Consider the following 23,081-nt stretch of genomic DNA (forward strand, 5'->3'; position numbering starts at 1 on the left):
GTGTTTTCCCTCGCGATACCCGCCCCAGTCCCAGTAATCCCGCGACAATCAGAGATACGGGCTTGATCACTACCATCGCAAACGGTGTCTGACGCCTTGCTATGTGGAATCACTAAGAGTCGGACTCGTACTGAGAAATCGTCGTCTGGTGCGAGATATATTCTTCCTGATTCACAACTGGCCTGACCAAGTCGGGAAGTCGATCAATCTCGAGGACGTCGTCAGGGACGACACTGAGACCCTTTTGTGCCGCTTCCAGCACCTTTGGACGGAGAACCCGCGAGTGGAACAGATCCCCCGGTAGAAGAATGGCGTCCGGGTCGTCCTGCATGATGAGCTGTAACGTTGCCTTGAACGTGCTCGTCATGTCGTCTTCGCGCTGGTTCAGTCCGTACTGACGGTGGCCGAGATGGATGTCGGCAAGGTGTCCGATATTCATTGGATTATTTTTGTGATTGGTGGCGTTTTGTCGTTCTGTCCGGAGTGAATCCGCAGCAAAGCGGGGAATGCCGAATCAGGCTGGGACCCTGTGTTTGTGAGTAAACAATTCTCCCGGCGGCAGACACTTAAACTCGTGTAAGCCAAGGTGAAAGTGAACGTGGCGTATCGGAGTGGAACACCAGTCAAGGACAAGAGCTATTCCCGGCCTCGCATCATTACTGGGACTGGGGATTAAGTTGGCTCCACTTAACTACCAGTTATGCAGATTGACGACCTCCGGGACTTTCTCTCGCGGTACGCTGACGGAGAGAGCTATTCCGGAAGCCAACGCCCGTTGCGCGATGGTGAGGCCCCTCCAGACACCGTCCGTCGGTTCCAGAATAAAACCGGTCAGGACACAGACGAACACGTAATTCCTGACTCGGTGTTTGAGTACCGACTTGACGTTGATGACACTGCACCTCCAGGAACAATTCCTATCGATGAGAACATCCACCGCATCGAACGAACTTGGGACGCCCTCGTCAGCCAGTTTGGGCTTGACGCCTTCTCGACTTACGTTCCGTTTCATATCGACCCAGACAATTACGGGATATACATCAGCCAGCGTGGAATTCGCTATCTAGGTCATCTCTTCTATCACTGGAGCAAGCAGCCTCGCGCTCGTGACCAGCAAGACGGAGACCAACGTGCTCTCGATCGAGGATATCTCGTCGCAGGACCTGAACTGGACAGTCTTACGTCCGCGTTTGAGTCGAAGGAAGCGGCCTTTGACCTCGCTTACGAAATTTTCCGTCGATATCAGTGGTTCCACCACCAGTTTGAGCTGCTGGCTGCGTACACCGCCGATGCCAGCGATGATGTTTCTTATATCTCGTACTTCGACCAGCATCGAGTAATCGACGCACCCCAGACAGACCTCCCACGATTTGTTGCACACCAGTACGTCGCACGGAGTCAAGCATGCCGAAACAAGGCACCTGAGACGCTGTTTGGTTCGCTTTTTTCGCGAACAGTGGAAGCCTTCGATTCCCCCAATAAACCGAGCCACACATCTGGCCATTCGATATTTGAGGATGGTTGTCTCGAACTCTCACGGGGCCTTCGCCCAAGCTCTGGAGGACCTTACGGCCAGCCCCCAGTTGAACTGAGCCGGCACCTTCCCTTCTCCACCGATATCGAGCGTGCCATCCCTGATCGAATTGCACTCTATATCACCAGACGTGAGGGTGATTCGGATGACGACCGGTATGCCTCGACGAGAGACACTATCACAAACCAGCCAGGGGTCCACGCATTGGGTGGTCAAATCGAGTATGCAATCTCGAGTACCGATGAGTACGATCGCAAGTATGAGGGGGCAGACTGGAACACCAAGGAGTTACTTGACAACCGCATCGATAAAATCAAAGAGTCGTTCGAAGCTCAGGACTGGCAAGGAGTCAATAATGGTCGGGACTCGTACCGCTACATCAAGCTTAGCAGATCCAGCGCGATTCGACTGGTGGTTTCTGTCGATGAAGATGCGAAAACGGTCGAACTCGTTGACTTTGGCGACCGGATGAAAGTCCCTCCAAAGTACGGGTTGCACAATTCACAGAACTAACTGAGCCAGATCAGTAGAGTTGTGAAGACTAGCAAGGACCGTTTTGAAATATCAACAGCCTGTAGAACTAGACAGTCCATATACTCGGTCGTGGAGTTCAGGAAATCGTTCCCAATCAGCACAGGCTTCAAAAATGTGCCCGAGTGTGGGGTGGAGAGTGTGGTACCAGCTCTGGTGGCTCAGAACGTCATCCACGTCCCACTTTGGAATGAAGTCCCACCCATGAATTGTGTACTCTTCCACGTCAATGTCACCGAGGAGAGAGAAGTGATTAACTGAATACACGACGAGCAAATACCGAGATCTCCGACGGAGGGCGTAGTGCTGATACCTTCGAAACCGAAACGCCCCACGTCTCCCGGATTGTAGATGGCGTCTCGTTGCTTTGATTTCGATTCTGTATCCGTCGTCCCTTATCGCATCATAAAACCGACACCGATCCTTTTTCAAACCAAACCTCTCTCGCGCCCAACGCTCAATGTCCAGCCCCCTAGTTCCAGACCTATCCGCTCTTCTTGATTGCTCCTCAAACCGAATTTTGTTGTCTGAAACGGTAATATCCGGCATTACCTTGCTATCAATGCGACAGGGATAACGACCAACGACGGACCATCATAAGCGATATATACAACATTCCGATTCTGCCAGAGATGTTGAATGCCGAAAATTCCTAGCTTACTTACTAGTCACGCACGGATATGGATATGCGCGGAACGCCTGAGAAGGACCGGTGCTGGAACACCGGACCGCGCTGCCAAGCATGACAGCAACCGATACTGACGACACCGACGCAAAAAGGAGTGTCGCAGAGAAGCTAGACGAACACCTGACAAACTCAGAGATGGTCCTCATGATGCTCGCCGAGAACAATGGGAAGCTCACACAGCAGGAGCTCCTCGACAAGCTACCGTGGTTTTCGAGCAAGATGACTGAGGTCATCTCAGCGATGAAGGCGGAAGAAAAAATCGTCAAGGTGGACTTCGGTCCAACGCACATCGTGATGCTGCCGATGGCGGTGCCGGATATTATGGAGTAAATCACCGAGGGACTGGACTCGGCACCGCAAGCAGCACGGCTACGCAGGCATTTGAACTGTGAGTATAATGCCGCCTCCCGGATTTGAACCGGGGACAGCTCGATCTTCAGTCGAGTGCTCTCCCAGTCTGAGCTAAGGCGGCGCAACCCGACAGATGCAGAGGGGAGAAAAAACCATTTCGAATTCCGACGCTACCCTTCGTCGCGTTCGGGCGATTCCCATCCCGTCACCTCACTCGGGATGAGTTCACCGTTGACGTTCCACTCGCGCGGACGGAACGCGACGCCGACGAGGATTGCGTAGAACCCTGCGACGATGGCGACGACGATGTGACCGGCGACGCCCCCGACGCCCGCGCTGGCGACGAGACTCGCGTGGTCCGTATACGTCGTCAACTGGACGACCCAGGCGACGAGCATGACGAGGAACAACGGGAGGTAGACCCGCCGAAGTCGGTGTGCCACCGCCTCCTCGAACGGTATCTTCATGTTCGGCGTCCGGTAGTCACCGCCGAGTTTCTGCCGCCAATTCTCGTCGACGACGCCACCTTCCGGGTCGAGTGCGTACGCGAAGACGTTCTGCTGGAACATCCGCACTCGGGAGCGCCAGATGTCGTACGCTCGGAACCGCCGGGACTCGATTCCGAGGAAGATACTCAGCGTCACGAGGCCGAGCAAGATGATGTAGTGTGGGTGCGACTGTGCAGAAAAGGACCACGTGAGTATCCCCGCCATCAACGTAATCGCCCAGTTACTCGTCCGGTCGAGTCGCTCGCGCCACGACTTCATCCGGTGAATCTCTCCGCGGTACAGGTGGGCGAACGACGAACCCGGCCCCATCGTCTCGTCGAAGAGGTCCGCACCGATGTGTGAATCAGGCGGGATGGGTTGGGGTGCGCTCTCCCTCTCGGCAGACATTGTTGTTCATATTATGCACAACTGCGGAGCCGTATGAACCTTCTGCCTACGGCTGGCGACGTTCTGGTGTAGAGTATTGCAAATCGTTACAAAATTCCTCCTCCCCCGGGAGGTAGTGCTGTCGCTCGTAGATGTAGAAAATAGTTCTTGATAATCGATACGTCTGTGGTGTTACGGGGACCGGGTTAGAGTCGCTTGACGTTCGTCGCACGAGGACCCTTTGGGGCGTCCTCGATGTCGAACTCGACTTCCTGACCTTCTTCGAGGTCTGGACCGCCTACGTCTTCCATGTGGAAGAACACGTCGTCGTCCGCGTCGTCAGTGGAAATGAAACCGTAACCGCCGGTGTCGTTGAAGAAATCAACCTTACCTTTCGCCATTGCCTTTGTATAACGACCCTGTGAACGGTTAACCTTTCCGCCTGTCTCACCTGACGTTCAGAATCGAATGACTGCGTACCGAACGCAACCGCTCACGAGTGGTGAAAAACGGAAGAAAGTTCGTCAGTGTGTGAAGTTACCGGCGGTGAACGAAGACCTGCTTAGAGGCGGGTGACGTTCGTCGCGCGGGGGCCCTTGGGGGCCTGTTCGATGTCGAATTCGATTTCCTGACCTTCTTCGAGATCCGGGCCGCCAACGTCTTCCATGTGGAAGAACACGTCGTCGTCCGCGTCGTCAGTAGAGATGAAACCGTAACCGCCAGTGTCGTTGAAGAAATCAACCTTACCTTTCGCCATTGCCTTTGCATCCAGCCGCGTCGAACGTATAAACCTTGTGAAGGGAGCTTTTGAGGTAGCACACTCGAATCTACTGCTTCCGTGGCGCGTAACCGCCGTTTTTGGATAGTGGTGTCTGCCGACCACCAGTTCCTGTCGTCCCGAATCTCTGGTGTGTGAACCCGTTCGCACCGACTGTTTAGACGACCCGAACGGGGACGTCGGTGTGTCCGACGACCCGGTTCGTCGTCGAACCGATGAGTGGTTTGTCGGGGTCGCTGCGCCCACGTTTTCCCATCACGATGAGGTCGATATCCATCTCGTCTGCGTACTCGATTATCTCCTGTTCTGGGACGCCGGATTTCACGACGCCGACACACTCGACGTTTGCTTCGGTGGCGAGTTCTTCGATGCTCGTCACGAACTTCCGACCTTTCTTCGTCAGTCGCTCTCGCGTCTCTGCGATGTCGCTCGGCACGGCCACGTAGTTGACGTCGCCCATGTCCATGACGTACATCGCGTGGACCGTCGCGTCGTACTCGTTCGCCAGTTCGATGGCCTGCTTCGCCGCACGCTTCGCTGCTTTGCTGCCGTCGGTTGGAACGAGAATCGAGTCGATACGAGTCGCTGGTTGGTCTGTCATACGTACCTGTACACCGTGATAGACAATGAATTGACACTCTCACTCTCTCGACGTGAGAGTCGTCTCGGTGGTTTAGGTGGGTGAGTCGGACGATTCGTCACCTAGTCGTCGTTATCGTCGCCCTTTGCCCCTCTTTCCCTTCTTGCCTTTCTTTGGCTTCTTGGGCTTCTTTCCCTTCTTTGGCTTCTTACTTTTCTTTGGCTTCTTGTCCTTCTTGCCCCTTTTGCCGTCGCGTTCGTCGTCATCATCGTCATCATCGTCGTCATCGTCGTCGTCGTCCTTGTCGTCCTGCCACTCGTCCCGCTTGTCTTTCCAGTCCTCGCGTTTTTCCTTCCGCTCTTCGCGTGCTTCGTCGCGGGCCTCTTTCCAGTCGTCGTCGCCGTCGTCGCGCTTTTGCTGCCACTCGTCTCGGTCTTCTTTCCACTCTTCGCGTGCTTCGTCCCGGTCTTCCTTCCACTCCGGTTTCTCCGTCTCCGCTTCTTCATCCTGACTTTCGGGCTCCTCAGTGGGCTCTTCAGTCGGATCTTCTTCTTCTTCTGGCGACTCTGTCGGTTCTTCCTCCTCCGGTTCGGGTGTGACCGGCGTCTCGGTTTCGACGACTGTCTCACAGGTTATCGTCACCGGGTCCTGGAGGTTCAACGACACCCGAGTCAGACTGTCCCAGCTACCGGTGAGAACCTGCCACGAGGTGATGTCGCCTTCGTATAATTCTCCGTACAACGTCGCCGCCTCGTTGTACGCCGGGTCGATAGTGATGGAGAACTCGCCGTCTAGATAGCCGACGACGCCGCCGTCTGTCTGGCTGTTTCGCCACGTCCAGTCGACGACGTGTTCGCTGCCACTTACGTCCCATCGGTCGTTGTTCGAACTGGCGATTTCACCCGTGTCGGGGTAGGTGTACAGGTCGTCCTTTACGAGCCATTTGGCGGTACTGGGGATGCCGGTGACGCGCCACGTGACGTTCCCTTCGCTGTTTCCACCGCCGTGGACGGCCACGAGACTGACGCCATCCGGGCCATCGTAGAGAAACATCACCGTCGACGACTCTTCTAACAGATACGAGAGCCCGGCCGACTCGTAGTACGGCCCCTCTCCGGGGTCTGTCGACCCGTTGTCGCCGCCGTAATAGTTCGGGATGCGAAGGTCGTAGAGCTCTCGAACGGGTGTCTCGCCCACGAGCACGTCGACTTCGAACTCGCGAGTTCCCTGTTTCACGCGATACACCCGTTGTGCTGTGTCGAACCCATGAACAGCACCGGCCTGTCCGCCGAGCGCACCAGCGAGAAGAATTCCACCTGTCAACTTGAGTGCGGACCGTCTGTTCAGCGGCCACTCGTCGTCGGGAGTTGCGGGCCCAGTCATTGGCACCAATTGACAAGTATGTTGTATTGTTATGCGTGCGTTACAGACACCAAACGACAATTAACTGAGCCCTACAAGGTGAAATCGGTCGGTTCGTTCACGAGCTCTGGACGGTTTTGACTGTGTTTCCGTCAGGTGTCTTCCCTGCCGCCTCCCGGATTTGAACCGAGTCGAGACGAGCCGTTCACTCGAGCATCCGAAGCGCAGTCAGGAAGACGCCGGGGTCAGGGTAGTCCTCGCAGTACTGGTACCGGTGGCTCACCTGGATTCGACCGTCGGTATCGACGAGGAATTCGCCTGCTTGTTGCCACGGGTTGTCGACCATATTCTGTCCCATCTCACGACGGTCCGCGGCTAGGCCGGCACCCGCTTCGGAGTCCAGCGCGAGAAACTCGTCGGGTGCCCCCTGGAACACTTGCGGGAGGTCGTAATCCAACAGTCCGAACGCGTCGTACGTCTCTCGTCCCGGGTCACAGAGGACTGGACACTCGATGCCACGTCGCTCGACATATTCGGCCGACCGTGTAGGCTCGGCTTGCGTCACTACGACCACCTGCGCACCGGCGTCGCGGTAGTCATCGTACTCCGCTGCTAATCGCCCTGCACGCTCGATACCGCAGTTACACCCGAAGTGGCGCCAGAACATCACGACTGTCGGTTGTTCGGACCAGAACTCGCTCAGTGACCGTGTCTCCCCCTGCAGGTCTGTCAGTTCGGCATCCGGTGCGTCGTCGCCAACCTGCACGGGGAGTTCCGTCCATCGGAGGCGTGACGGCCCTGCTTCGTATCGCTTCGTCCACTCAGCTTCTGCCTTCGACACCAGTTCCTCGACGTTCTCGTCAGCACTCTGCATAACGCTACACGTACGCTGGCAACCGAGTTAATCGTTCACATGATCGTTCTCGGCTATGTCACTCGCTCTGGATGCGCCCCACGTGTAGAACACCGTGTCACCTCCCGGATTGTGAACTTTGGTCACTTCGCTCACTGCGTTCGCTTCGCTCCCGAGTTCAAATCCGCTCGGGTCGCACTTGCAGAACCTGCCACGCTCGCTTCGCTCGGTGGGCAGGTTCAGAGAAGTGCCGCCTCCCGGATTTGAACCGGGGACAGCTCGATCTTCAGTCGAGTGCTCTCCCAGTCTGAGCTAAGGCGGCTCGCATTCTCCCGAAGCCGGAGGTGACGAAAAAGACTTTCGAATCGCCCGTCGGCGTTCGGTCAGCGCCGCCGCCCTTCGGTCGCACTCGCTCGTGCCCGTTCGGCCCGCTGGCGGATGCCTTTCAGCATCTTCCGCTCCATCGCGAACTGGACGGGCTCGACGACGAGTCGGTTCACGAGACGCGCCCGAAGCGACGGTGACCGCCCACGGAACCGAACGACGAGTCTCGTCGCGCCGGGGGCGACGTCGTGCAACGCGAACGTCCACGTCGCGGTGCTCTCTCCGGTTTCCCACCCCGGTGCGCTCAAGACGAGCGCCCGCCCCGGGTTGATTAACGCGACGCGGAACGACGGTGCGTTTGCCCCCAGTGGGCCGAGTCGCACCTCGTCGCCGACGCCCAGATGCTGGTGTTCGGAGAGGATGCTTCGGGTGTTGTGTATCTGCAACCCGAAGAGGTCTTCCAGTCGTTCGTAACTGTAGAACCCTCCGCGTCCCTGTCCTAACTGCACCACCCACGGCCAGACGTCCCGTGCCGGTGCCGCAATCGTAATCGCCCGCGTCGATTCTACGTCGGCGTCCTCGACGAAGTCGTCGCCGGGAAGTGCGCCCGTCGCTTCGGTGTCCGTCGTTCCCCATCGCCTGTGCCAGGGACGGAGTGCGAAGAGGTACGCGCCAGCGAGTGCGACGCCCGCAATCGCGAGTGCCCGCCCGAATGCCCGGAGTATGCGTTTTGTGCCCATGTGCCTCACTTCTCGGGTGGTGTTAGACAGGGGGGTGTGATAACGCTACCTGCCAGTTTGTAATCTGGTAACGGCGTACCAGAGGACGACGCCGACGAACGCTCCGAGTACGTTCGCCCCCATGTCTAACAGGCTGAACGACCGGTACGGGACCAGTGCTTGGACGAGTTCGATAGTCGCACCGAAGAGTCCGGCGGCGGCGACTGCGATGCCCATCTCGCGTGCCTGCCGTGCCTGCAGTGCAGACGCACACCCGAACCCGAGCACGGCGTACCCGACTGCGTGCACCCACTTGTCGAGTCCGACGACGCCGAACGGTCCAGTCGGTGTGAGGCCGCCCGGTGGCGTCGGGACGACTGAGGCGACGAAGACGGCGAGTGCGTATCCGAGGACGACGAGCGTGCGTCGTGGGTGTTCACGGAGCGTCTCGATGAGTGTCACTGCTCTGGAGTGGGCGCGTTTTGGGCTAAAAGGGTTCGTGTGGTTGCGGGCGGATTCGAACCTCGGTCGCTCACTGCGTTCGCTCCCTGGTTCGAATCCGTGTCGCCCACTCAGCCGACACAGACTCCTCGCTTCGCTCGTCGTGTTGTGTCGTCAGAAGTGGGCTCGGGCGGATTCGAACCACCGACCTCAGCCTTGTAAAGGCCGCGTCATAACCAACTAGACCACGAGCCCTGCAACTCAATCGAACCGGTTCGCGCAAATAACGGTTTTTGTTTCGACCGACCCCCGGAACCCTTAGACGGATTGCGAACGTACAACACGAACGAATGACCTCGCGTGTACGAACTGCGCTCTTCGTCACGGCCGTCCTCGTCGTCGTCGCCAGCGTGGCCTACCTCTCGAACCCCGCCATCGCGCCGGGGGCCACCGACGACTACGAGCGAACCACGCTGACAGTCGTCGACGACGAGACGGGCGAGACGCTGGCCAGCGTCGACGCCCGCGTAGCCGACACCTACGCCAAACGCTACACCGGATTGAGTGACACCGAGTCGCTCGCGGCGGACGAGGGGATGTGGTTCGTCCACGACTCCTCGGACACGTACGCCTACGTCATGCGTGACATGGACTTCCCGATAGACATCATCTTCGTCGCCGAAAACGGGACCATCACGCGTATCCACCACGCCGAACTCGACCCCGAGGGGACCAGCGAATCCGACCTCACTCGCTACCGTGGGACTGGGAAGTACGTCCTCGAAGTCCCGTACGGCTACACGAACGACAATTGTATCGAAGAGGGCGACCGAATCGTCCTCGACTGAAAGCGAAACGACCGAAGGGATGGACACGTTCTGTGTGAACATGGGTGACCACGTCGACGCGCTGTCCGAACTCGAAGGCTGGTTCGCAGAGGAGTTCGCCGCTCGCGTCCACTACCGCGGTGCCGACGACGCCTACAGCATCGAGTACTACGAACCCTCGAACTGCGTCCTCTACTGGAAAGTAAAGGGCGACGGCGAGACTGCAGTTCCAGTCGGACGCGACACGGTCCCAGACCCGCTTCGGACACGAGTACGGGAGGACTTAGCCGAATCAGGACTCGACCCAGAGATAGAGTCGAGAGTTCTGTAGGCGGCCACCGGCCCCGACAGAGGCCACACTCCCCCCAGTCACTGACACGGAGAACGGTGGAGAGCCCCCGCTCTCAGTCGAGCCTACAGGATGAACGTGTGAGAGGGAAATCCCTCAGCCACCACGTCCGGGCCGGGCATCCCGAAGTGGTGACGATGCTGGTGTCTTCAGAGGCACCCCAGCGTCAGAGCACTTTCTCATACGAGACAAATAAACTGTTGATTTGAACAAAACTTTCTGAATATACTACAATAAACTACAACTTGTATTATTTGAGTTGAATTCAATTCGGTATTTCTGGATGGCCGGTATGCGTAGACGGTCCGGGCTGGGAAGCCGAGAGCCAATCTGTAGGACAGTTTTCATACGTCTCACCGTCTATCTCTCACGTAGAAGGTGCCAAATGGACGACCACACGTGGACGGTTCGACTGTATACTCTGAATCTGGCGGTGCTCATTACCCACGAGATAGACTCCGCGTACTGGGAGGAGTGGGCCCTCTTCGGAATCCCCGGCGGCATTCAGGTGTTCAATCTGCTCAACCTCCTCGTCGTCCTCGTCTTCCTCGAAGGATTTCGCCGACTCGTCCGGCGAGAGCGACGCGGGTACCAGTTTTCGCTGCTCCTCGCCGCCGCCGGATTGTTCGCCGTCGTCGCGCACAGTTACTTCCTCGCACTCGGCCGCCCCGAGTTCCGACTCCCTGTCTCGCTCGCGCTCATCGCGCTGACGTTCGTCCTCTCTGTCGCACAGGGCGTCGTCACCGTCCGCGCGCTCCGCCCGGCGAACTGACCGACGAGAAACCGGCGGGGGCCACCCGCACCCGAGCACTTTACTTCGCGCGCCCCCTGAACCGTTGTCGTGTCCCCTGAGACAGACGACGACCCGTTCGAAGACCAGAGAGACCGGGTCGAAAACCCGATGCGGCGGTTGTTCTCCGAATACGGCGGTGAGAACACGCTTCAGTTCTTGGTCGGTTTTCTCGCCAGCATCGCCGCCCGCGTCTTAGACCTGGTCCCACCGGTCGTTCTGGGCCTCGCCATCGACGCCATCATCAGACAAGAGAAGTCGTTCGCGGCGGCAGTCCCCGTCATCCCCGAAGCGTGGATTCAACCGTTCGTCCCCGCGACACAGTCCGGGCAGTTCTTCCTCGCCGTCGGCGTCATCGTCTTCAGTTTCACCGGCGGTGCGGTGTTCCACTGGTTACGAAACTGGGGATGGAACTCCTACGCGCAGAACATCCAGCACGCCATCCGCGTGGACACCTACGACCGGATGCAACTGCTCAACATGGACTTCTTCGCCGACAAACAGACCGGCGAGATGATGTCCGTCCTCTCGAACGACGTGAACCGACTCGAACGGTTCCTCAACGACGGCATGAACTCCTTTTTCCGTCTCTCGGTGATGGTCGTCGCCATCGCCGTCGTCCTGCTGTCGTACAACTGGCAACTGGCGCTCGTCGCCCTGCTTCCGGTCCCACTCATCGCCCTGTTCACGTGGAAGTTCGTCGACATCATCCAACCGAAGTACGCCGACGTCCGCTCGTCTGTCGGCAAACTCAACTCTCGGTTGGAGAACAACCTCGGTGGCATCCAGGTCATCAAGACGTTCAACGCCGAGACGCACGAATCGGACCGCGTCGACGACGTCTCGATGGACTACTTCGACGCCAACTGGGACGCCATCAACACCCGTATCAAGTTCTTCCCGGCACTGCGCATCCTCGCCGGTATCGGGTTTACGCTCACGTTCGTCGTCGGTGGTCTCTGGGTCATCAACGGCGAAGGACCCGGCCCGTTCACGGGCACGCTGGCAGTCGGTGAGTTCGTCACGTTCATCCTGCTCACGCAGCAGTTCGTCTGGCCACTCGCCCAGTTCGGGCAGATAATCAACATGTACCAGCGCGCCCACGCGTCGAGTGCGCGTATCTTCGGGTTGATGGACGAACCTGCCCGTCTCGCCGAGAAGCAGGATGCCCCGGACCTCACCGTCTCCGAAGGCCGCGTCGAGTACGACCACGTCTCCTTCGGTTACGACGACGGCGAGACCATCATCGACGACGTCTCGTTCGACGTCGGTGGCGGTGAGACGCTCGCACTCGTCGGACCGACCGGCGCTGGCAAGTCCACCGTCCTCAAACTCCTCATGCGGATGTACGACGTGGACGACGGTGCCGTCAGTATCGACGGACAGGACGTCCGCGACGTGGCGTTGTCGAGTCTCCGTGAGTCCATCGCCTACGTCAGCCAAGAGACGTTCCTGTTCTACGGAACGGTCGAAGAGAACATCACCTACGGGACGTTCGACGCCAGTCACGAGGACGTCGTCGCCGCCGCGAAGGCCGCCGAAGCCCACGAGTTCATCTCGAACCTTCCGGAGGGCTACGACACGAAAGTGGGCGAACGCGGCGTGAAACTCTCCGGTGGCCAGCGCCAGCGTGTCTCTATCGCCCGTGCCATCCTCAAAGACCCCGAAATCCTCGTCTTGGACGAGGCGACGTCGGACGTGGACACCGAGACGGAGATGCTCATCCAGCGCTCGCTCGACAGACTGACTGCCGACAGGACGACGTTCAGCATCGCCCACCGCCTCTCGACCATCAAGGACGCAGACAACATCGTCGTCCTCGAAGACGGCCGTATCGTCGAACGCGGCACCCACGACGACCTGTTGACCGCCGACGGCCTCTACGCGCATCTGTGGGGCGTTCAGGCCGGCGAAATCGACCAACTCCCGGACGAGTTCGTCGAACGCGCTGCCCGCCGGCAGGCCGAAGTCGACGCCGGAGACGACTGAACACCGACCCCACGGCCCCACCGCCGAAAGCGCCTACCACTAAGGCCACCCCACTCATTTTCCCCGCTATGCGACTCTCCGAGGCCACCTGGACTGACGCCGCCGCCCTCGACACTGACCTCGCAGTCCTCCCCGTCGGGAGCACCGAACAACACGGGCCACACGCACCGCTCGGTACGGATTTCCTCAACGCCGAATCCGTCGCAGAAGCGGGCGTCGAAGCCTTCGATGGAGATGTCGTCGTCGCCCCCACGATTCCGGTCGGTATCGCCGAGGAACACCGTGCCTTCGACGGGACGCTGTGGGTCTCTCCTGACACCTTTCGCGCGTACGTCCGCGAGACCATCGAGTCACTCGCGTACCACGGATTCGACCGCGTCGTCGTCGTCAACGGCCACGGCGGCAACGTCGACGCACTCGCCGAAGTCTGCCGACGAATCTCACGAACCGGTGACGCCTACGCAGTCGCGTTCACGTGGTTCGACGCCGTCGGTGACCACTCGCAAGACATGGGTCACGCTGGGCCACTCGAAACGGCGCTCCTCCGGCACACGCACCCCGAACTCGTTCGCGAAGACAGAATCGAAGAGGCTCGCGAGGGAGCAGCAGACCGGTGGGGAGAGTGGGTTTCGGGTGTCAACCTCGCACACGACTCCGACGAGTTCACCGACAACGGCGTCGTCGGCGACCCGGCGGACGGCGGCGCGGCGCGTGGAGAAGAACTGGAGTCGCTCGCGGCAGACGCACTGGCCACACTTCTCGACGCAGTCGAGGCGCGCGGCCACGAGTGAGAAATCGGGGATTCGACACCGACGCTCCCTGTTCTGGGCCCGTTGGCCGCTCCGTTATTCTTCCTCTTCTTCCTCTTCTTCCTCTTCTTCTTCGTCGTCGTCGGCCGCTTCCGCCGCATCGGCGAGTGCACCCCGGAGTTGCGGCATCGTGTTCGTGAGTTCCCCGACGAGTTCGTGGGCCTCTTCGACCATCTCGAGGAGTTCTTCGAGTTCTTCGATGGCCTCTTCGAGGTCCTCCGCGTCGTCGAACGCGTCGGCGCGTTCGCCGATGACGTACCACTTCTTGGCCTGTCGCAGGTGCTCGCTCGCGTCTTCGACGTTCAGCGAAGACCGAAGGCCGTTGAGGACGCCGAGGACGTTGTCGGCGTCGGCGTCCCAGACGTCGTCGGCGTCGGGGAGCACCGCCCGCGCCTCGTCGAGATGTTCCTCGACGTCGGCGCGCATCTCCGCCGCCGCCTCTCCGAACAGGTCGTCGTCTCCGAGTGTCGCTTGACTCATGCCAACACATTCGGCACGAGGGGGTTTAAAAACGACCCCGAAAGTGAAAGTGAAATCGAGCGACTCGGCGGGAGTCGGTGCCGAATTCTCAGCGAACGTCGCCCAGATATTCCGCGTCTCGACGTTCGTGTTCTCTCCGGCCACGAAGCGGAGCGACGAGACTCCGAGGGAAAAACTGGATATCGGGGAGTGTTTCGAGAGGAATCCACTCGACGCCGACCTGTTTGGAGTCGAGTTCCGGTGGGTCTGCTGGACTCGCTGGACTGTCGGCTCTGAAGTCACACCAGAAGAAGTGGTCGAGGCGATGGTCCGCGTCGTCGCCGTCTTCGAAATGGTTCGACGGGACGAGGTCCCTGACGAACGCCAGTGACTCCACCTCGACTTCGTATCCGGTCTCTTCGTACACCTCACGGCGAACTGTCTCAGAGAGTGACTCCCCCTGTCGTTGTCCGCCGCCGGGGGTCAGATACCAGTTGTCGTCGCCGTCGCCGTACTGAACGGTCAAGAGGTGGCCATCGTCGACGACGAGTGCCCGGGCCGCAGTTCGTGGGCCGGTCATTCCACCGAGACGAGCTTCATCAGCGGGTAGCCGTCTTCCATCTCCATCCGCGTCCGGACCGTGACGCCCTCGTACTCGATTCGCATCTCGACTTCCATGAAGCGACCCGTCAGTTCGGTGTAGTCGGCCGTCGAATCTGCGAGTTCGGCTTCGAGTTCGTCGTCGAGGATTGTGACCGACACCGACTCGCAGTAGGGCTGGTTCTCGATGGCCTCTGCCATCGCACGCTCCAGACTGCGGGCACTGTCGGGCGAGACTGGCGTCCCGGCGAACTGGTGGTAGAGTGTGCCGAACTTGATTCCCGCCTCGAAACAGGCGGTCTGTGGGTCGGTGACCATGCCGAGGGATATGTCGCTCGTAGGTAAAGTTCACCGGATACGAGCGCTCGCAGGCACGAACCGGTCCTTACTTAGCCTCCCTCGCCGGACGTTGAATCGAATGGACCAGCCGGTTTTGCTTACGGGGGCTGGCGGGCGCGTCGGCCAGGCGATACTGGGTCACATCGGCGACGCCTACGACTGGCGACTGTTAGACCGCGAACCACTGGCCGACGAGAAGATTCCCGACTCCGTCGACCGAACGGACGTGTACGTCGCAGATATCACCGACGAGACAGCCGTCAAAAATGCGATGGAGGGCGTCTACGCGGTCATCCACCTCGCAGGAGACCCCCGTCCAGAGGCACCGTGGAACAGTGTACTTCGGAACAACATCGACGGGACACAGCAGATGTACGAGGCGGCGGTGGACGCGGGCGTCGAGAAGTTCGCCTTCGCGTCGTCGAACCACGCCGTGGGCGCGTACGAAACCGAAGACCGGACGCCCGACATGTACCGCCCCGAACACGAGTTCCGTCTGAACGGGAGTGAACTCCCTCGCCCGAGCAATCTGTACGGCGTGAGTAAGGCGACTGGTGAGGTAATCGGTCGGTACTATCACGACCACCACGGCATCTCGGTCGTGAACGTCCGTATCGGCAACCTCACCCAACACCACCCGCCCAAGGAGTACGAACGCGGGCAGGCGATGTGGCTCTCCTACCGCGACTGCGCACACCTCTTCGAGCGGTGTGTCGAGGCCGACTACGACTACGAAATCGTCTACGGCATCTCCGACAACGACCGCAAGTACTACTCCATCGAGCGTGCTCGCGAGGTACTCGGCTACGACCCAGTCGACAACTCCGCAGAGTTCACCTTCGAGGGCGAACCCCTCGACGAAGTCTGACTCACTCGAACAGCCCGCTCACGTCGTTTTCGCGCCGTCGTCGCAGACGGACGTGTTCTCCCATTCGCTGGTAGACGAGTCCACGCTGCGTCTCGTTCTGCACGAAGTCGAACACCATCGCCGTGAACTGCGTCTGTCTCCCCTCTGTAACTTCTTCGCGAGCGTACTCGATTGCGTCTGCCACTATCGACTCGTCGTACCCGTCGAGTTCTTCGGTGAGTACCTCGGCGGCGACGACGATTGCGTCGAAGTCGAGTTCGTCGGGCGTGACCACGTCGCCGTCGAGGCGAAGCGAGAGTGGGTCGTCCCGAACGGCGACGTCGGGGTCGGATTCGAGTTCCGAGAGATAGGCGCGAACCGCGTCGAGATCGACGCCGCGATAGTCTGCGGGCAAGCCGTCGAGATACCGCTGGGCGCTCACCGCCAGTCCAGTCGCACCGGAGTGGTTCCCGTCGCGTGCGTGATGGACGGCGGCCGTAAACTGGATGAGGCCGTGAAGAAACCGCTCGTCGTCGCTCCCGTCTTCGAGGTCCAACCACGTCGCTTCCCACGCGCCGTGGGCCGCCCGATACGCGCCGGCGTTGTAGATTGCGACGCCGGCCCGAAGCGAGTCGTCCATGGTCGTAGTGGGCCGTTGTCGCGTAAAAATACCCGCATCGAACCGACTTCCGACACCGAGAGCGCACTCCACCGCAGTTCCGACGCGACACTGCAGGTCACCTCGTACCCGAGCGCCGAGAGAACCGTTTACTCGATTGTTTTCGGGAGACCAGCGTCGCTCCGTGTCGAAGTTTCGTGACGTCTGCCATCGCGAGTTAGAACGATGGTAACAATTCTCCCGCTCGGAACGCCCCTTCAAATTGAGGTCATACTTATGCGTCTCGGGGACATATGAGATATGATAGCACATGAACGCCCACCCAACCCTCGACCGAGGTTTCGAACCATGACACAGTCTCCTGTGTGCATCCGTTGCGGTGACAACTATTCGTTCACACGGATGTACAAGGGCAATTACTGTCCAGATTGCCACGAAGCATGGTCTGCGGCCCCTCGGTCCGAGGGACCCCCTCGTCCCCGTCCGCGAAGTGCTCGGACGTCGGCGGCGGTTCGCCGCCTCGACGACGAAGAGCACCCCCTGCCCGAACCTCCGTACGACGAGGCCTGAGACGCCGATTTTCTGCGGTGATTCCCCGAGCGACAGCACTACCGCCCGCTCGTGATTTTCGGGGGTTAACGACGCTAGAAGACGGTTTTCACGCCGAGAGAATCGAGAGCCACGGAGGGCTCTCGAAGGACGGGTTCTGTAAAATGTAGCGTCCTGACGGAGTTCCACGCGAGCACCGCGAGCGGGGAACACGTCAGCGGCGAACGGAGTGAGCACGCTGACGGAGATTTGAACACCGTGAGACGCTTGGCGACTCACGAGCCCCCGCTCGTAGAACTCGCGGGGACTCAGTCTCTCTGCTCGCTTCGCTCCCTGTTCAAATCTCCTCGGTGGTCGCTCACCGCAGAAAGACCGAGAGCCACGGAGGGCTCTCGGAGGTTAGTGTTCTAAAGGAAAGCGTCCTGACGGAGATTTGAACTCCGGTCCCTGGCTCCGCAAGCCAGGAGGATAGTCCACTACCCTATCAGGACTGTCTTGCTGCATTCATCGGTACTCGACGGTTACATAAGACCGTTACGATGTGAACTCTCAGTGAATCGCGGGACCACGGCACGAGGACCGGCGGTTCGCGCCGGCGAGCGAGACGGCCATTCGTCTCGCTCGTCCACCTCGACGCAAGGACTTTTTGTCGACGCCATGTACGTCCGAGAGTGAACCGACGTGCCGTCCTTACGGGGGCCGCAGGACTCTGTGTCTCACTTGCAGGCTGTGCGGCAGACGACGGTGACGCCACCGAGACTCAGTCCACGACAACCGAGGCGACGACGACTACGATGCCGACACCGAGTGAGCCAGTGTTAGTCGACCGGTCGCTCGCCGCCGAACCGGCGGACGATTGCCCGTCCGAAGGCGACGCGACCATCCACGCGGCGACGGACGGCGTCGTCGCCATCGACGGCTGTCTGTGGGGGCGAAACGGGTGTTCGGTGGTCCGCCTCGCCAGCGCCGACTACGATGGCGATTCGGACACCGCCCGAGTCACCGTCCAGACAGTCGAGGAGGAACCCGACGACGGCGCGTGTACACAGGCACTCGTCTCACTCGGCTACCGGGTGGAACTCGAATTCGACTACCAACTCCCGGGCCGTGTCGCCGTCGCCCACGACGACGTCGACGGTCGGCGCGTCGTCGCACGACGCGAGCTGTGAGCACTGGTCTGTTCTCACGAAGATTCATATACGAACGAGCGGCCACCCCTCGGTATGTCGTCCGATTCGTCGTCCCTCGCCGCGATACAGACCACGAGGAAAACAACGCTTAAGCGCCGGCCTTCCCTGTTCGAGCCTAGAATGAATACGACGTGTGGTCTGCTGCGACGTGCACTCTTTGCACAGGGGGGTGACGCCTGATGGGCGTCATCGAGGACGTCTACGAGGACCTCGATACCGACGTCGAGTTCGAGAAGTTCGAGGCCGCAGTCAAAGACAAAGTCGAACAGATGGGTGGCCTCGCGGACGAGGAGACGGCGGCGATGCTCATCGCCCACGAACTCCGCGACGAGGAAGTACACGGTATCGCCGACATCGAACCCGGCATGGAGGACGTGAAGTTCCTCGCCAAAGTCGTCAGCATCGGTGAGGTGCGAACCTTCGAACGCGACGACGAAGACGAAGACGGGCGCGTCCTCAACATCGAAGTCGCCGACGAGACGGGTCGCATCCGCGTCTCGCTGTGGGACCAGATGGCCGCCGGTGCCGAAGAGAACCTCGAAGTCGGGACGGTCCTTCGCATCGCTGGCCGACCGAAAGACGGGTACAACGGCGTCGAAGTCAGCGCCAACAAGGTCGAAGAAGACATCGAGGCCGAAGTGGACGTCCAGATTCTCGACAGTTATCGCGTCGAGGACCTCGCGATGGGACTGTCGGACGTGAACCTCAAGGGGAAACTCCTCGACACGGGCGAGGTTCGGACGTTCGACCGAGACGACGGCACCGAGGGACGCGTCTCGAACCTCTCGCTCGGCGACCCCACGGGTCGCATCCGTGTCACCCTCTGGGACGAACGAGCGGACCTCGCAGAAGAACTCGAACCCGGCCAGTCCGTCGAAGTCGTCGACGGCTACGTCCGCGAACGAGATGGCTCCCTCGAACTCCACGTCGGGTCGCGCGGCGCCGTCGAAGTCATCGACGAGTCGGTCGAGTACGTCCCCGAGACGACGGACATCGGCACGCTCGAAATCGGCCAGACGGTGGATATCGCGGGCGGCGTCATCGAGGCGGACGGCAAGCGGACGTTCGACCGAGACGACGGGTCGCAAGGACAGGTCCGCAACATCCGCGTGAAAGACGACACCGGCGACATCCGCGTCGCGCTGTGGGGTGAGAAGGCCGACACCGACGTCGAACTCGCAGATTACGTCGTCATCACGGACGTCCAAATCAAGGATGGCTGGCAGGACGACCTGGAAGCGTCCGCCGGATGGCGCTCGTCCGTCACGGTCATGGACGACGCACCCGACGGTGCGAGTGGAACCGACGACGACGCGTCGGGTTCGACGAGCGACCAGGGCCTCGGCGCGTTCGCCGGTGACTCGGCCGGTGCCACCACGTCCAGCGACACGACTGCTGCGTCGTCCGAGTCGAGCGCAGACGGCGCAGACGGCGCAGACGGCGAAGACGTCGAGTTCACGGGAACGGTCGTTCAGGCCGGCAACCCGGTCATCCTCGACGACGGCACGCAGACCAAGACGGTCGAAACCGACGCCGAACTCGGACTCGGCGACGAAGTGACCGTCAACGGAACCGAGACTGACGGCCGCATCACCGCGGACTCAGTCGAAGTCCACACCGGCGCGAAGCGCTAACCGACGACTTCGCTCGTCACCACATCGTCGGCGTCCGACCGCGGTGTCACGTTGCTGTCGCTCTGGTGTCGCTTTCGACGCCTGCCGTCGAGGCTGTGTGCCGCGAATCGCACGCGTATCCAGCGACGCGATTCGGATAAAATCCAGAAGACGCCGCGACGGAAAGGATTATACGCCGGACGGACCCGATATGTGGGTATGAGTGTCGAGCTACCGTTCGCCCCGGTAGACGCGATTATCCGGCAGAACGCGGGTGACCTCCGGGTGAGTGCGGGTGCTGCCGAGGAACTCGCTCGCCGGATTCAGGACCACGGTGCCGAGTTGGCGATTGACGCCGCCGAGCGGGCGACGGCGGACGGTCGCAAGACGTTGATGGCCGAAGATTTCGGCGTCCAGCAGGTCGTCGACAGAGACGACCTCTACCTCCCCGTCGCACCCATCGACCGTATCGCACGCCTCCAAATCGACGACCGCTACCGCGTCGCGATGGATGCTCGAATCGCCCTGGCCGATATCCTCGAAGACTACGCCAACAACGTGGCGAGTGCAGCGGTGAAACTCGCTCACCACGCCGACCGGCGGACGGTCCAAGCCGAGGATATCGAGACCTACTTCTCACTGTTCGAATAATGCGCTTCGGCTACAGCGAAACGTGTCTCGACCACGACACCGGCCCACGGCATCCAGAGACCGCAGACCGTCTCCGCGCGATTCGACGGGGACTGGCGAAACGCCACGGCGTCGAATACATCGAAGCCCCCCCGACCAACAAATCGACCGTCGCCGCCGTCCACGATATCGACTACGTCGACGAGTTCCAGTCGTTCTGCCAGCGCGGTGGCGGCAACTGGGACCCGGACACCGTCGCCGTCGAGGAGTCGTGGGTCGCCGCACTCGCGTCTGCCGGCCTCGCAGAGTGGGCCGCACGCTCGGCCCTCGACGGCAAGGACGGCCGTGACACGCCCTTCTCGCTCGGCCGGCCACCGGGACACCACGCCGTCGAAGACGACGCGATGGGGTTTTGCTTCTTCAACAACGTCGCCGTCGCCGCACAGGCCGTCATCGACGACGGACTCGCAGAGCGCGTCGCTATCTTCGACTGGGACGTCCACCACGGGAACGGCACACAGGACATCTTCTACGACCGTGAAGACGTGTTCTACGCCTCGATTCACGAAGACGGCCTCTACCCCGGTACTGGCGAAGTCGAAGAGACCGGCGAGGGCGATGCCGAGGGGACGAACCTCAACGTCCCGCTTCGTGCGGGTGCGGGTGACGCCGACTACGTCTACTCGTTCGACGAGACGATTGGCCCCGCAGTCGAGCAGTTCGACCCCGACCTGTTCATCGTGAGCGCCGGGTTCGACGCACACCGACACGACCCGATTTCGCGGATGCGCGTCTCGACGGAGGGGTACGCGATGCTCACGGAACGCGTCCGTGACCTCTGTGAAGAGACCGATTCTGCACTCTCGTTCGTCCTCGAAGGTGGCTACGGCCTCGATACGCTCTCAGAAGGAGTCTCCATCGTCCACGAGACGTTCGACGGGCGACTCGCGTTAGACCCGGACGAGGACCCCGACCAGAAGAACGTCGAACTCGTCGACGAGATTCGCGACGTTCACGGCCTCGGGTCGAAGTAACGACCCAACTCGTCCCCGAAGGAGTCCGCGAGCGTGGCGACTTCGTCGCCGACGAGCACCTCGTAGCCGTCTTCTCGAAGCATCGACTCGACGTGTTTGCCGAGTGCGACGTCGAACAGTGCGTCACTCGTGAGGAACGCCGTCGCCGTCGTGAACTCACGTGGTCGCTCGACGACGAGTCGGTCACCGTCGAGGAACGGGCCGTAGTGGTCGTCACCGGCGTCGGTGTACGCACCGTAGAATCCCTCGGCGTGGGTCTCGACGTGGACCGGTGGTCCCTCGTGACGCTCGACTCGGGGGCGTTCTGCGACGGAGAGTTCGACGAACAACACCGCGTCGTCCGACGCGAACGTCGTCTTCCTGAACACGTCGAACTCTCGGCGGTCGAGTCCTGCTGCGACGCCGTCGAGCGATTTCCGGAGTTGTGGGTAGAGTTGGTCGTCGACGAGGTTCGGCGTCGTGAAGACGAGCGCGACGGGCGTGGTGCCACGTCGTTCGAGGTGGTCACGGACGCCGTCGGCGTCCAGCGCAGGTGGGTCGGGCAGGAAAAAGAGGTCTTCACGCGGGTCGGAGAGGAGACGACGGGCGTAGTGCTGGAGGCGAGCGACGTTCTCTGCCGAGCAGACGGCGGCGACGTTCCGTTCGGGGTCGGTTGGGTCGATGACGACGAGCGGGTCCGAAAACGTCCGTGTCCCGTGGTCTTCTGGGTCGAACTCGACCTGTGGCTTCCAGTCGGCGGCGGCGCGGAGCAGTGGTTCGAACCCGCCGTATTCGAGCACGAGCAGTTCGGCGAGATAGCCCGAAAACCCCTCCGTCCGCAGGTCGCTCCCGTAGGCACCAATGCCCTTCAGGAAGCGTTTGAACACGCGGACGTCGGCGGCGAGTTCGTCGTCCAAGCGTTCGGTCAGGTAGGTGTTGTGGAACGGTGTCCGGTCGACTGCCGAGCGGATATCGGGTGCCGTGGGAACGTCGTAACAGGGGACGAGGTCAACGTCGAACCCTTCGTAGTCGCCTTTCACGTAGGGGTGTTCGGCGTACTCTTCGTGGCCGTCTGGGAGGACAGCGTGGCCGACTTCGAGGCCGTACTCCGCCAGTTTCTCACGTGGGAGGTCCTCGGGGAAACGGACGAACAGGTCGATATCGCGGTCACCGGAGAGCCACGTGCCACGGGCGGTGCTGCCGACCTGTAGCACGTCGGCGTCGACGGACAGGTCGGAGAGCGCGTCGTGGACGCGAGACTCCAGTTCCGCCGCCGCCGCGGCGAGCGCCCGACGCTCCGCCTCGTCGGGGTCGATACGCTCGCGGACCGCGGCGACAACAGCGTCGAGGTCCGAATGTGTCATGGAGATGGATTCCGCGCCTGCCGGCGAAAGCGTGACGGTGCGTCTGCGACTTCGTGAG

Annotated in this window: 26 protein-coding genes and 4 tRNA genes; 12 read left to right on the forward strand and 18 right to left on the reverse strand. The window is 60.7% G+C overall.

Going from position 1 to position 23,081, the window contains the following annotated elements:
• Window positions 1–112: 112 nt before the first annotated feature.
• Complete coding sequence (locus tag ACK3R5_RS01785; RefSeq protein ID WP_411967861.1) at window positions 113–439, reverse strand: metallophosphoesterase; 327 nt, start codon at window positions 437–439, stop codon at window positions 113–115.
• A 261-nt stretch (window positions 440–700) separates the two neighbouring features.
• Here ACK3R5_RS01785 and ACK3R5_RS01790 point away from each other — a divergent pair, with 261 nt between their 5' ends.
• Together ACK3R5_RS01790 and ACK3R5_RS01795 are read left to right on the forward strand one after the other, a co-directional pair.
• Entirely contained in the window at window positions 701–2,047 is a 1,347-nt protein-coding gene (locus ACK3R5_RS01790) for a hypothetical protein (RefSeq protein WP_411967862.1), read from the forward strand.
• Between the two features lie 760 nt (window positions 2,048–2,807).
• Entirely contained in the window at window positions 2,808–3,083 is a 276-nt protein-coding gene (locus ACK3R5_RS01795) for a hypothetical protein (RefSeq protein ID WP_411967863.1), read from the forward strand.
• 68 nt (window positions 3,084–3,151) lie between these two features.
• On the opposite strand, the gene ACK3R5_RS01800 is transcribed toward ACK3R5_RS01795, so the two are convergent.
• The 11 genes from ACK3R5_RS01800 to ACK3R5_RS01850 all read right to left on the reverse strand — a co-directional run bounded on the left by ACK3R5_RS01800 (window position 3,152) and on the right by ACK3R5_RS01850 (window position 9,291).
• Window positions 3,152–3,225, reverse strand: a tRNA-Phe gene (locus ACK3R5_RS01800).
• Between the two features lie 49 nt (window positions 3,226–3,274).
• Window positions 3,275–4,000, reverse strand: coding sequence for a DUF2270 domain-containing protein (locus tag ACK3R5_RS01805; protein ID WP_411965365.1), 726 nt, complete (start codon window positions 3,998–4,000; stop codon window positions 3,275–3,277).
• Window positions 4,001–4,185: 185 nt separating this feature from the next.
• A complete protein-coding gene (locus ACK3R5_RS01810; protein WP_058571200.1) occupies window positions 4,186–4,380 on the reverse strand; it encodes a cold-shock protein in 195 nt (64 codons plus the stop codon).
• 161 nt (window positions 4,381–4,541) lie between these two features.
• A complete protein-coding gene (locus ACK3R5_RS01815; RefSeq protein WP_004057907.1) occupies window positions 4,542–4,736 on the reverse strand; it encodes a cold-shock protein in 195 nt (64 codons plus the stop codon).
• A gap of 178 nt (window positions 4,737–4,914) precedes the next feature.
• Window positions 4,915–5,358: a universal stress protein gene (locus tag ACK3R5_RS01820; RefSeq protein WP_411965366.1), complete on the reverse strand. Its 444-nt coding sequence runs from the start codon at window positions 5,356–5,358 to the stop codon at window positions 4,915–4,917.
• Window positions 5,359–5,469: 111 nt separating this feature from the next.
• Window positions 5,470–6,720 (reverse strand): hypothetical protein, encoded by a 1,251-nt coding sequence (locus tag ACK3R5_RS01825; protein ID WP_411967864.1) that lies wholly within the window; start codon window positions 6,718–6,720, stop codon window positions 5,470–5,472.
• A 184-nt stretch (window positions 6,721–6,904) separates the two neighbouring features.
• Window positions 6,905–7,573 carry a peroxiredoxin-like family protein gene (locus ACK3R5_RS01830; protein ID WP_411967865.1) on the reverse strand — a complete coding sequence of 223 codons (669 nt, stop codon included), beginning with the start codon at window positions 7,571–7,573 and terminating at the stop codon, window positions 6,905–6,907.
• Between the two features lie 227 nt (window positions 7,574–7,800).
• Window positions 7,801–7,874: transfer RNA gene (locus ACK3R5_RS01835), tRNA-Phe, on the reverse strand.
• A 61-nt stretch (window positions 7,875–7,935) separates the two neighbouring features.
• Entirely contained in the window at window positions 7,936–8,616 is a 681-nt protein-coding gene (locus ACK3R5_RS01840; RefSeq protein WP_411967866.1) for a hypothetical protein, read from the reverse strand.
• A gap of 45 nt (window positions 8,617–8,661) precedes the next feature.
• A complete protein-coding gene (locus ACK3R5_RS01845; protein ID WP_411965370.1) occupies window positions 8,662–9,057 on the reverse strand; it encodes a VanZ family protein in 396 nt (131 codons plus the stop codon).
• A 160-nt stretch (window positions 9,058–9,217) separates the two neighbouring features.
• Window positions 9,218–9,291 (reverse strand) — tRNA-Val (locus tag ACK3R5_RS01850).
• 95 nt (window positions 9,292–9,386) lie between these two features.
• Between ACK3R5_RS01850 and ACK3R5_RS01855 the strand changes: the two genes are divergently transcribed.
• From ACK3R5_RS01855 to ACK3R5_RS01875, 5 genes are all read left to right on the forward strand, one after another.
• On the forward strand, window positions 9,387–9,884 hold the full coding sequence (locus ACK3R5_RS01855; protein ID WP_411967867.1) for a DUF192 domain-containing protein: 498 nt from the start codon (window positions 9,387–9,389) through the stop codon (window positions 9,882–9,884).
• Between the two features lie 40 nt (window positions 9,885–9,924).
• On the forward strand, window positions 9,925–10,194 hold the full coding sequence (locus ACK3R5_RS01860; RefSeq protein WP_411965772.1) for a hypothetical protein: 270 nt from the start codon (window positions 9,925–9,927) through the stop codon (window positions 10,192–10,194).
• A 403-nt stretch (window positions 10,195–10,597) separates the two neighbouring features.
• A complete protein-coding gene (locus ACK3R5_RS01865; RefSeq protein ID WP_411967868.1) occupies window positions 10,598–10,984 on the forward strand; it encodes a DUF6713 family protein in 387 nt (128 codons plus the stop codon).
• Between the two features lie 69 nt (window positions 10,985–11,053).
• Window positions 11,054–12,991: an ABC transporter ATP-binding protein gene (locus ACK3R5_RS01870; protein WP_411967869.1), complete on the forward strand. Its 1,938-nt coding sequence runs from the start codon at window positions 11,054–11,056 to the stop codon at window positions 12,989–12,991.
• Between the two features lie 68 nt (window positions 12,992–13,059).
• Entirely contained in the window at window positions 13,060–13,782 is a 723-nt protein-coding gene (locus ACK3R5_RS01875) for a creatininase family protein (RefSeq protein ID WP_411967870.1), read from the forward strand.
• 54 nt (window positions 13,783–13,836) lie between these two features.
• On the opposite strand, the gene ACK3R5_RS01880 is transcribed toward ACK3R5_RS01875, so the two are convergent.
• The 3 genes from ACK3R5_RS01880 to ACK3R5_RS01890 form a co-directional block, all read right to left on the reverse strand.
• Window positions 13,837–14,280, reverse strand: a complete 444-nt coding sequence (locus ACK3R5_RS01880; RefSeq protein WP_411967871.1) for a DUF5790 family protein — start codon at window positions 14,278–14,280, stop codon at window positions 13,837–13,839.
• An 88-nt stretch (window positions 14,281–14,368) separates the two neighbouring features.
• Complete coding sequence (locus tag ACK3R5_RS01885) at window positions 14,369–14,839, reverse strand: NUDIX domain-containing protein (protein WP_411965376.1); 471 nt, start codon at window positions 14,837–14,839, stop codon at window positions 14,369–14,371.
• Entirely contained in the window at window positions 14,836–15,177 is a 342-nt protein-coding gene (locus ACK3R5_RS01890; protein WP_411965377.1) for a dihydroneopterin aldolase family protein, read from the reverse strand. Before ACK3R5_RS01890 ends, ACK3R5_RS01885 begins: the two co-directional genes overlap by 4 nt.
• Window positions 15,178–15,277: 100 nt before the next feature.
• On the opposite strand from ACK3R5_RS01890, the gene azf reads away from it, so the two are divergent.
• Window positions 15,278–16,066, forward strand: coding sequence for an NAD-dependent glucose-6-phosphate dehydrogenase (azf, locus tag ACK3R5_RS01895; protein WP_411965378.1), 789 nt, complete (start codon window positions 15,278–15,280; stop codon window positions 16,064–16,066).
• 1 nt (window position 16,067) lies between these two features.
• Here azf and ACK3R5_RS01900 read toward each other — a convergent pair whose 3' ends face one another.
• Both ACK3R5_RS01900 and ACK3R5_RS01905 read right to left on the reverse strand, forming a co-directional pair.
• A complete protein-coding gene (locus ACK3R5_RS01900) occupies window positions 16,068–16,685 on the reverse strand; it encodes a DUF309 domain-containing protein (protein WP_411967872.1) in 618 nt (205 codons plus the stop codon).
• A 946-nt stretch (window positions 16,686–17,631) separates the two neighbouring features.
• Window positions 17,632–17,704: transfer RNA gene (locus ACK3R5_RS01905), tRNA-Arg, on the reverse strand.
• Window positions 17,705–17,884: 180 nt separating this feature from the next.
• Between ACK3R5_RS01905 and ACK3R5_RS01910 the strand changes: the two genes are divergently transcribed.
• From ACK3R5_RS01910 to ACK3R5_RS01925, 4 genes are all read left to right on the forward strand, one after another.
• Window positions 17,885–18,382: a hypothetical protein gene (locus ACK3R5_RS01910; RefSeq protein WP_411967873.1), complete on the forward strand. Its 498-nt coding sequence runs from the start codon at window positions 17,885–17,887 to the stop codon at window positions 18,380–18,382.
• 200 nt (window positions 18,383–18,582) lie between these two features.
• Complete coding sequence (locus ACK3R5_RS01915; RefSeq protein WP_411967874.1) at window positions 18,583–20,037, forward strand: single-stranded DNA binding protein; 1,455 nt, start codon at window positions 18,583–18,585, stop codon at window positions 20,035–20,037.
• Window positions 20,038–20,235: 198 nt separating this feature from the next.
• Complete coding sequence (locus tag ACK3R5_RS01920) at window positions 20,236–20,667, forward strand: histone (RefSeq protein ID WP_058572727.1); 432 nt, start codon at window positions 20,236–20,238, stop codon at window positions 20,665–20,667.
• On the forward strand, window positions 20,667–21,680 hold the full coding sequence (locus ACK3R5_RS01925) for a histone deacetylase family protein (RefSeq protein ID WP_411965382.1): 1,014 nt from the start codon (window positions 20,667–20,669) through the stop codon (window positions 21,678–21,680). The genes ACK3R5_RS01920 and ACK3R5_RS01925 overlap by 1 nt, the downstream gene beginning before the upstream one ends.
• Here the strand turns inward: ACK3R5_RS01925 and cca are convergent.
• Complete coding sequence (cca, locus tag ACK3R5_RS01930) at window positions 21,659–23,023, reverse strand: CCA tRNA nucleotidyltransferase (RefSeq protein ID WP_411967875.1); 1,365 nt, start codon at window positions 23,021–23,023, stop codon at window positions 21,659–21,661. The two genes, ACK3R5_RS01925 and cca, sit on opposite strands and share 22 nt — an antisense overlap.
• Window positions 23,024–23,081: the final 58 nt, after the last annotated feature.

The sequence above is a fragment of the Haloferax sp. YSSS75 genome (assembly GCF_046764215.1).
In the GTDB taxonomy this organism is placed as follows: domain Archaea; phylum Halobacteriota; class Halobacteria; order Halobacteriales; family Haloferacaceae; genus Haloferax.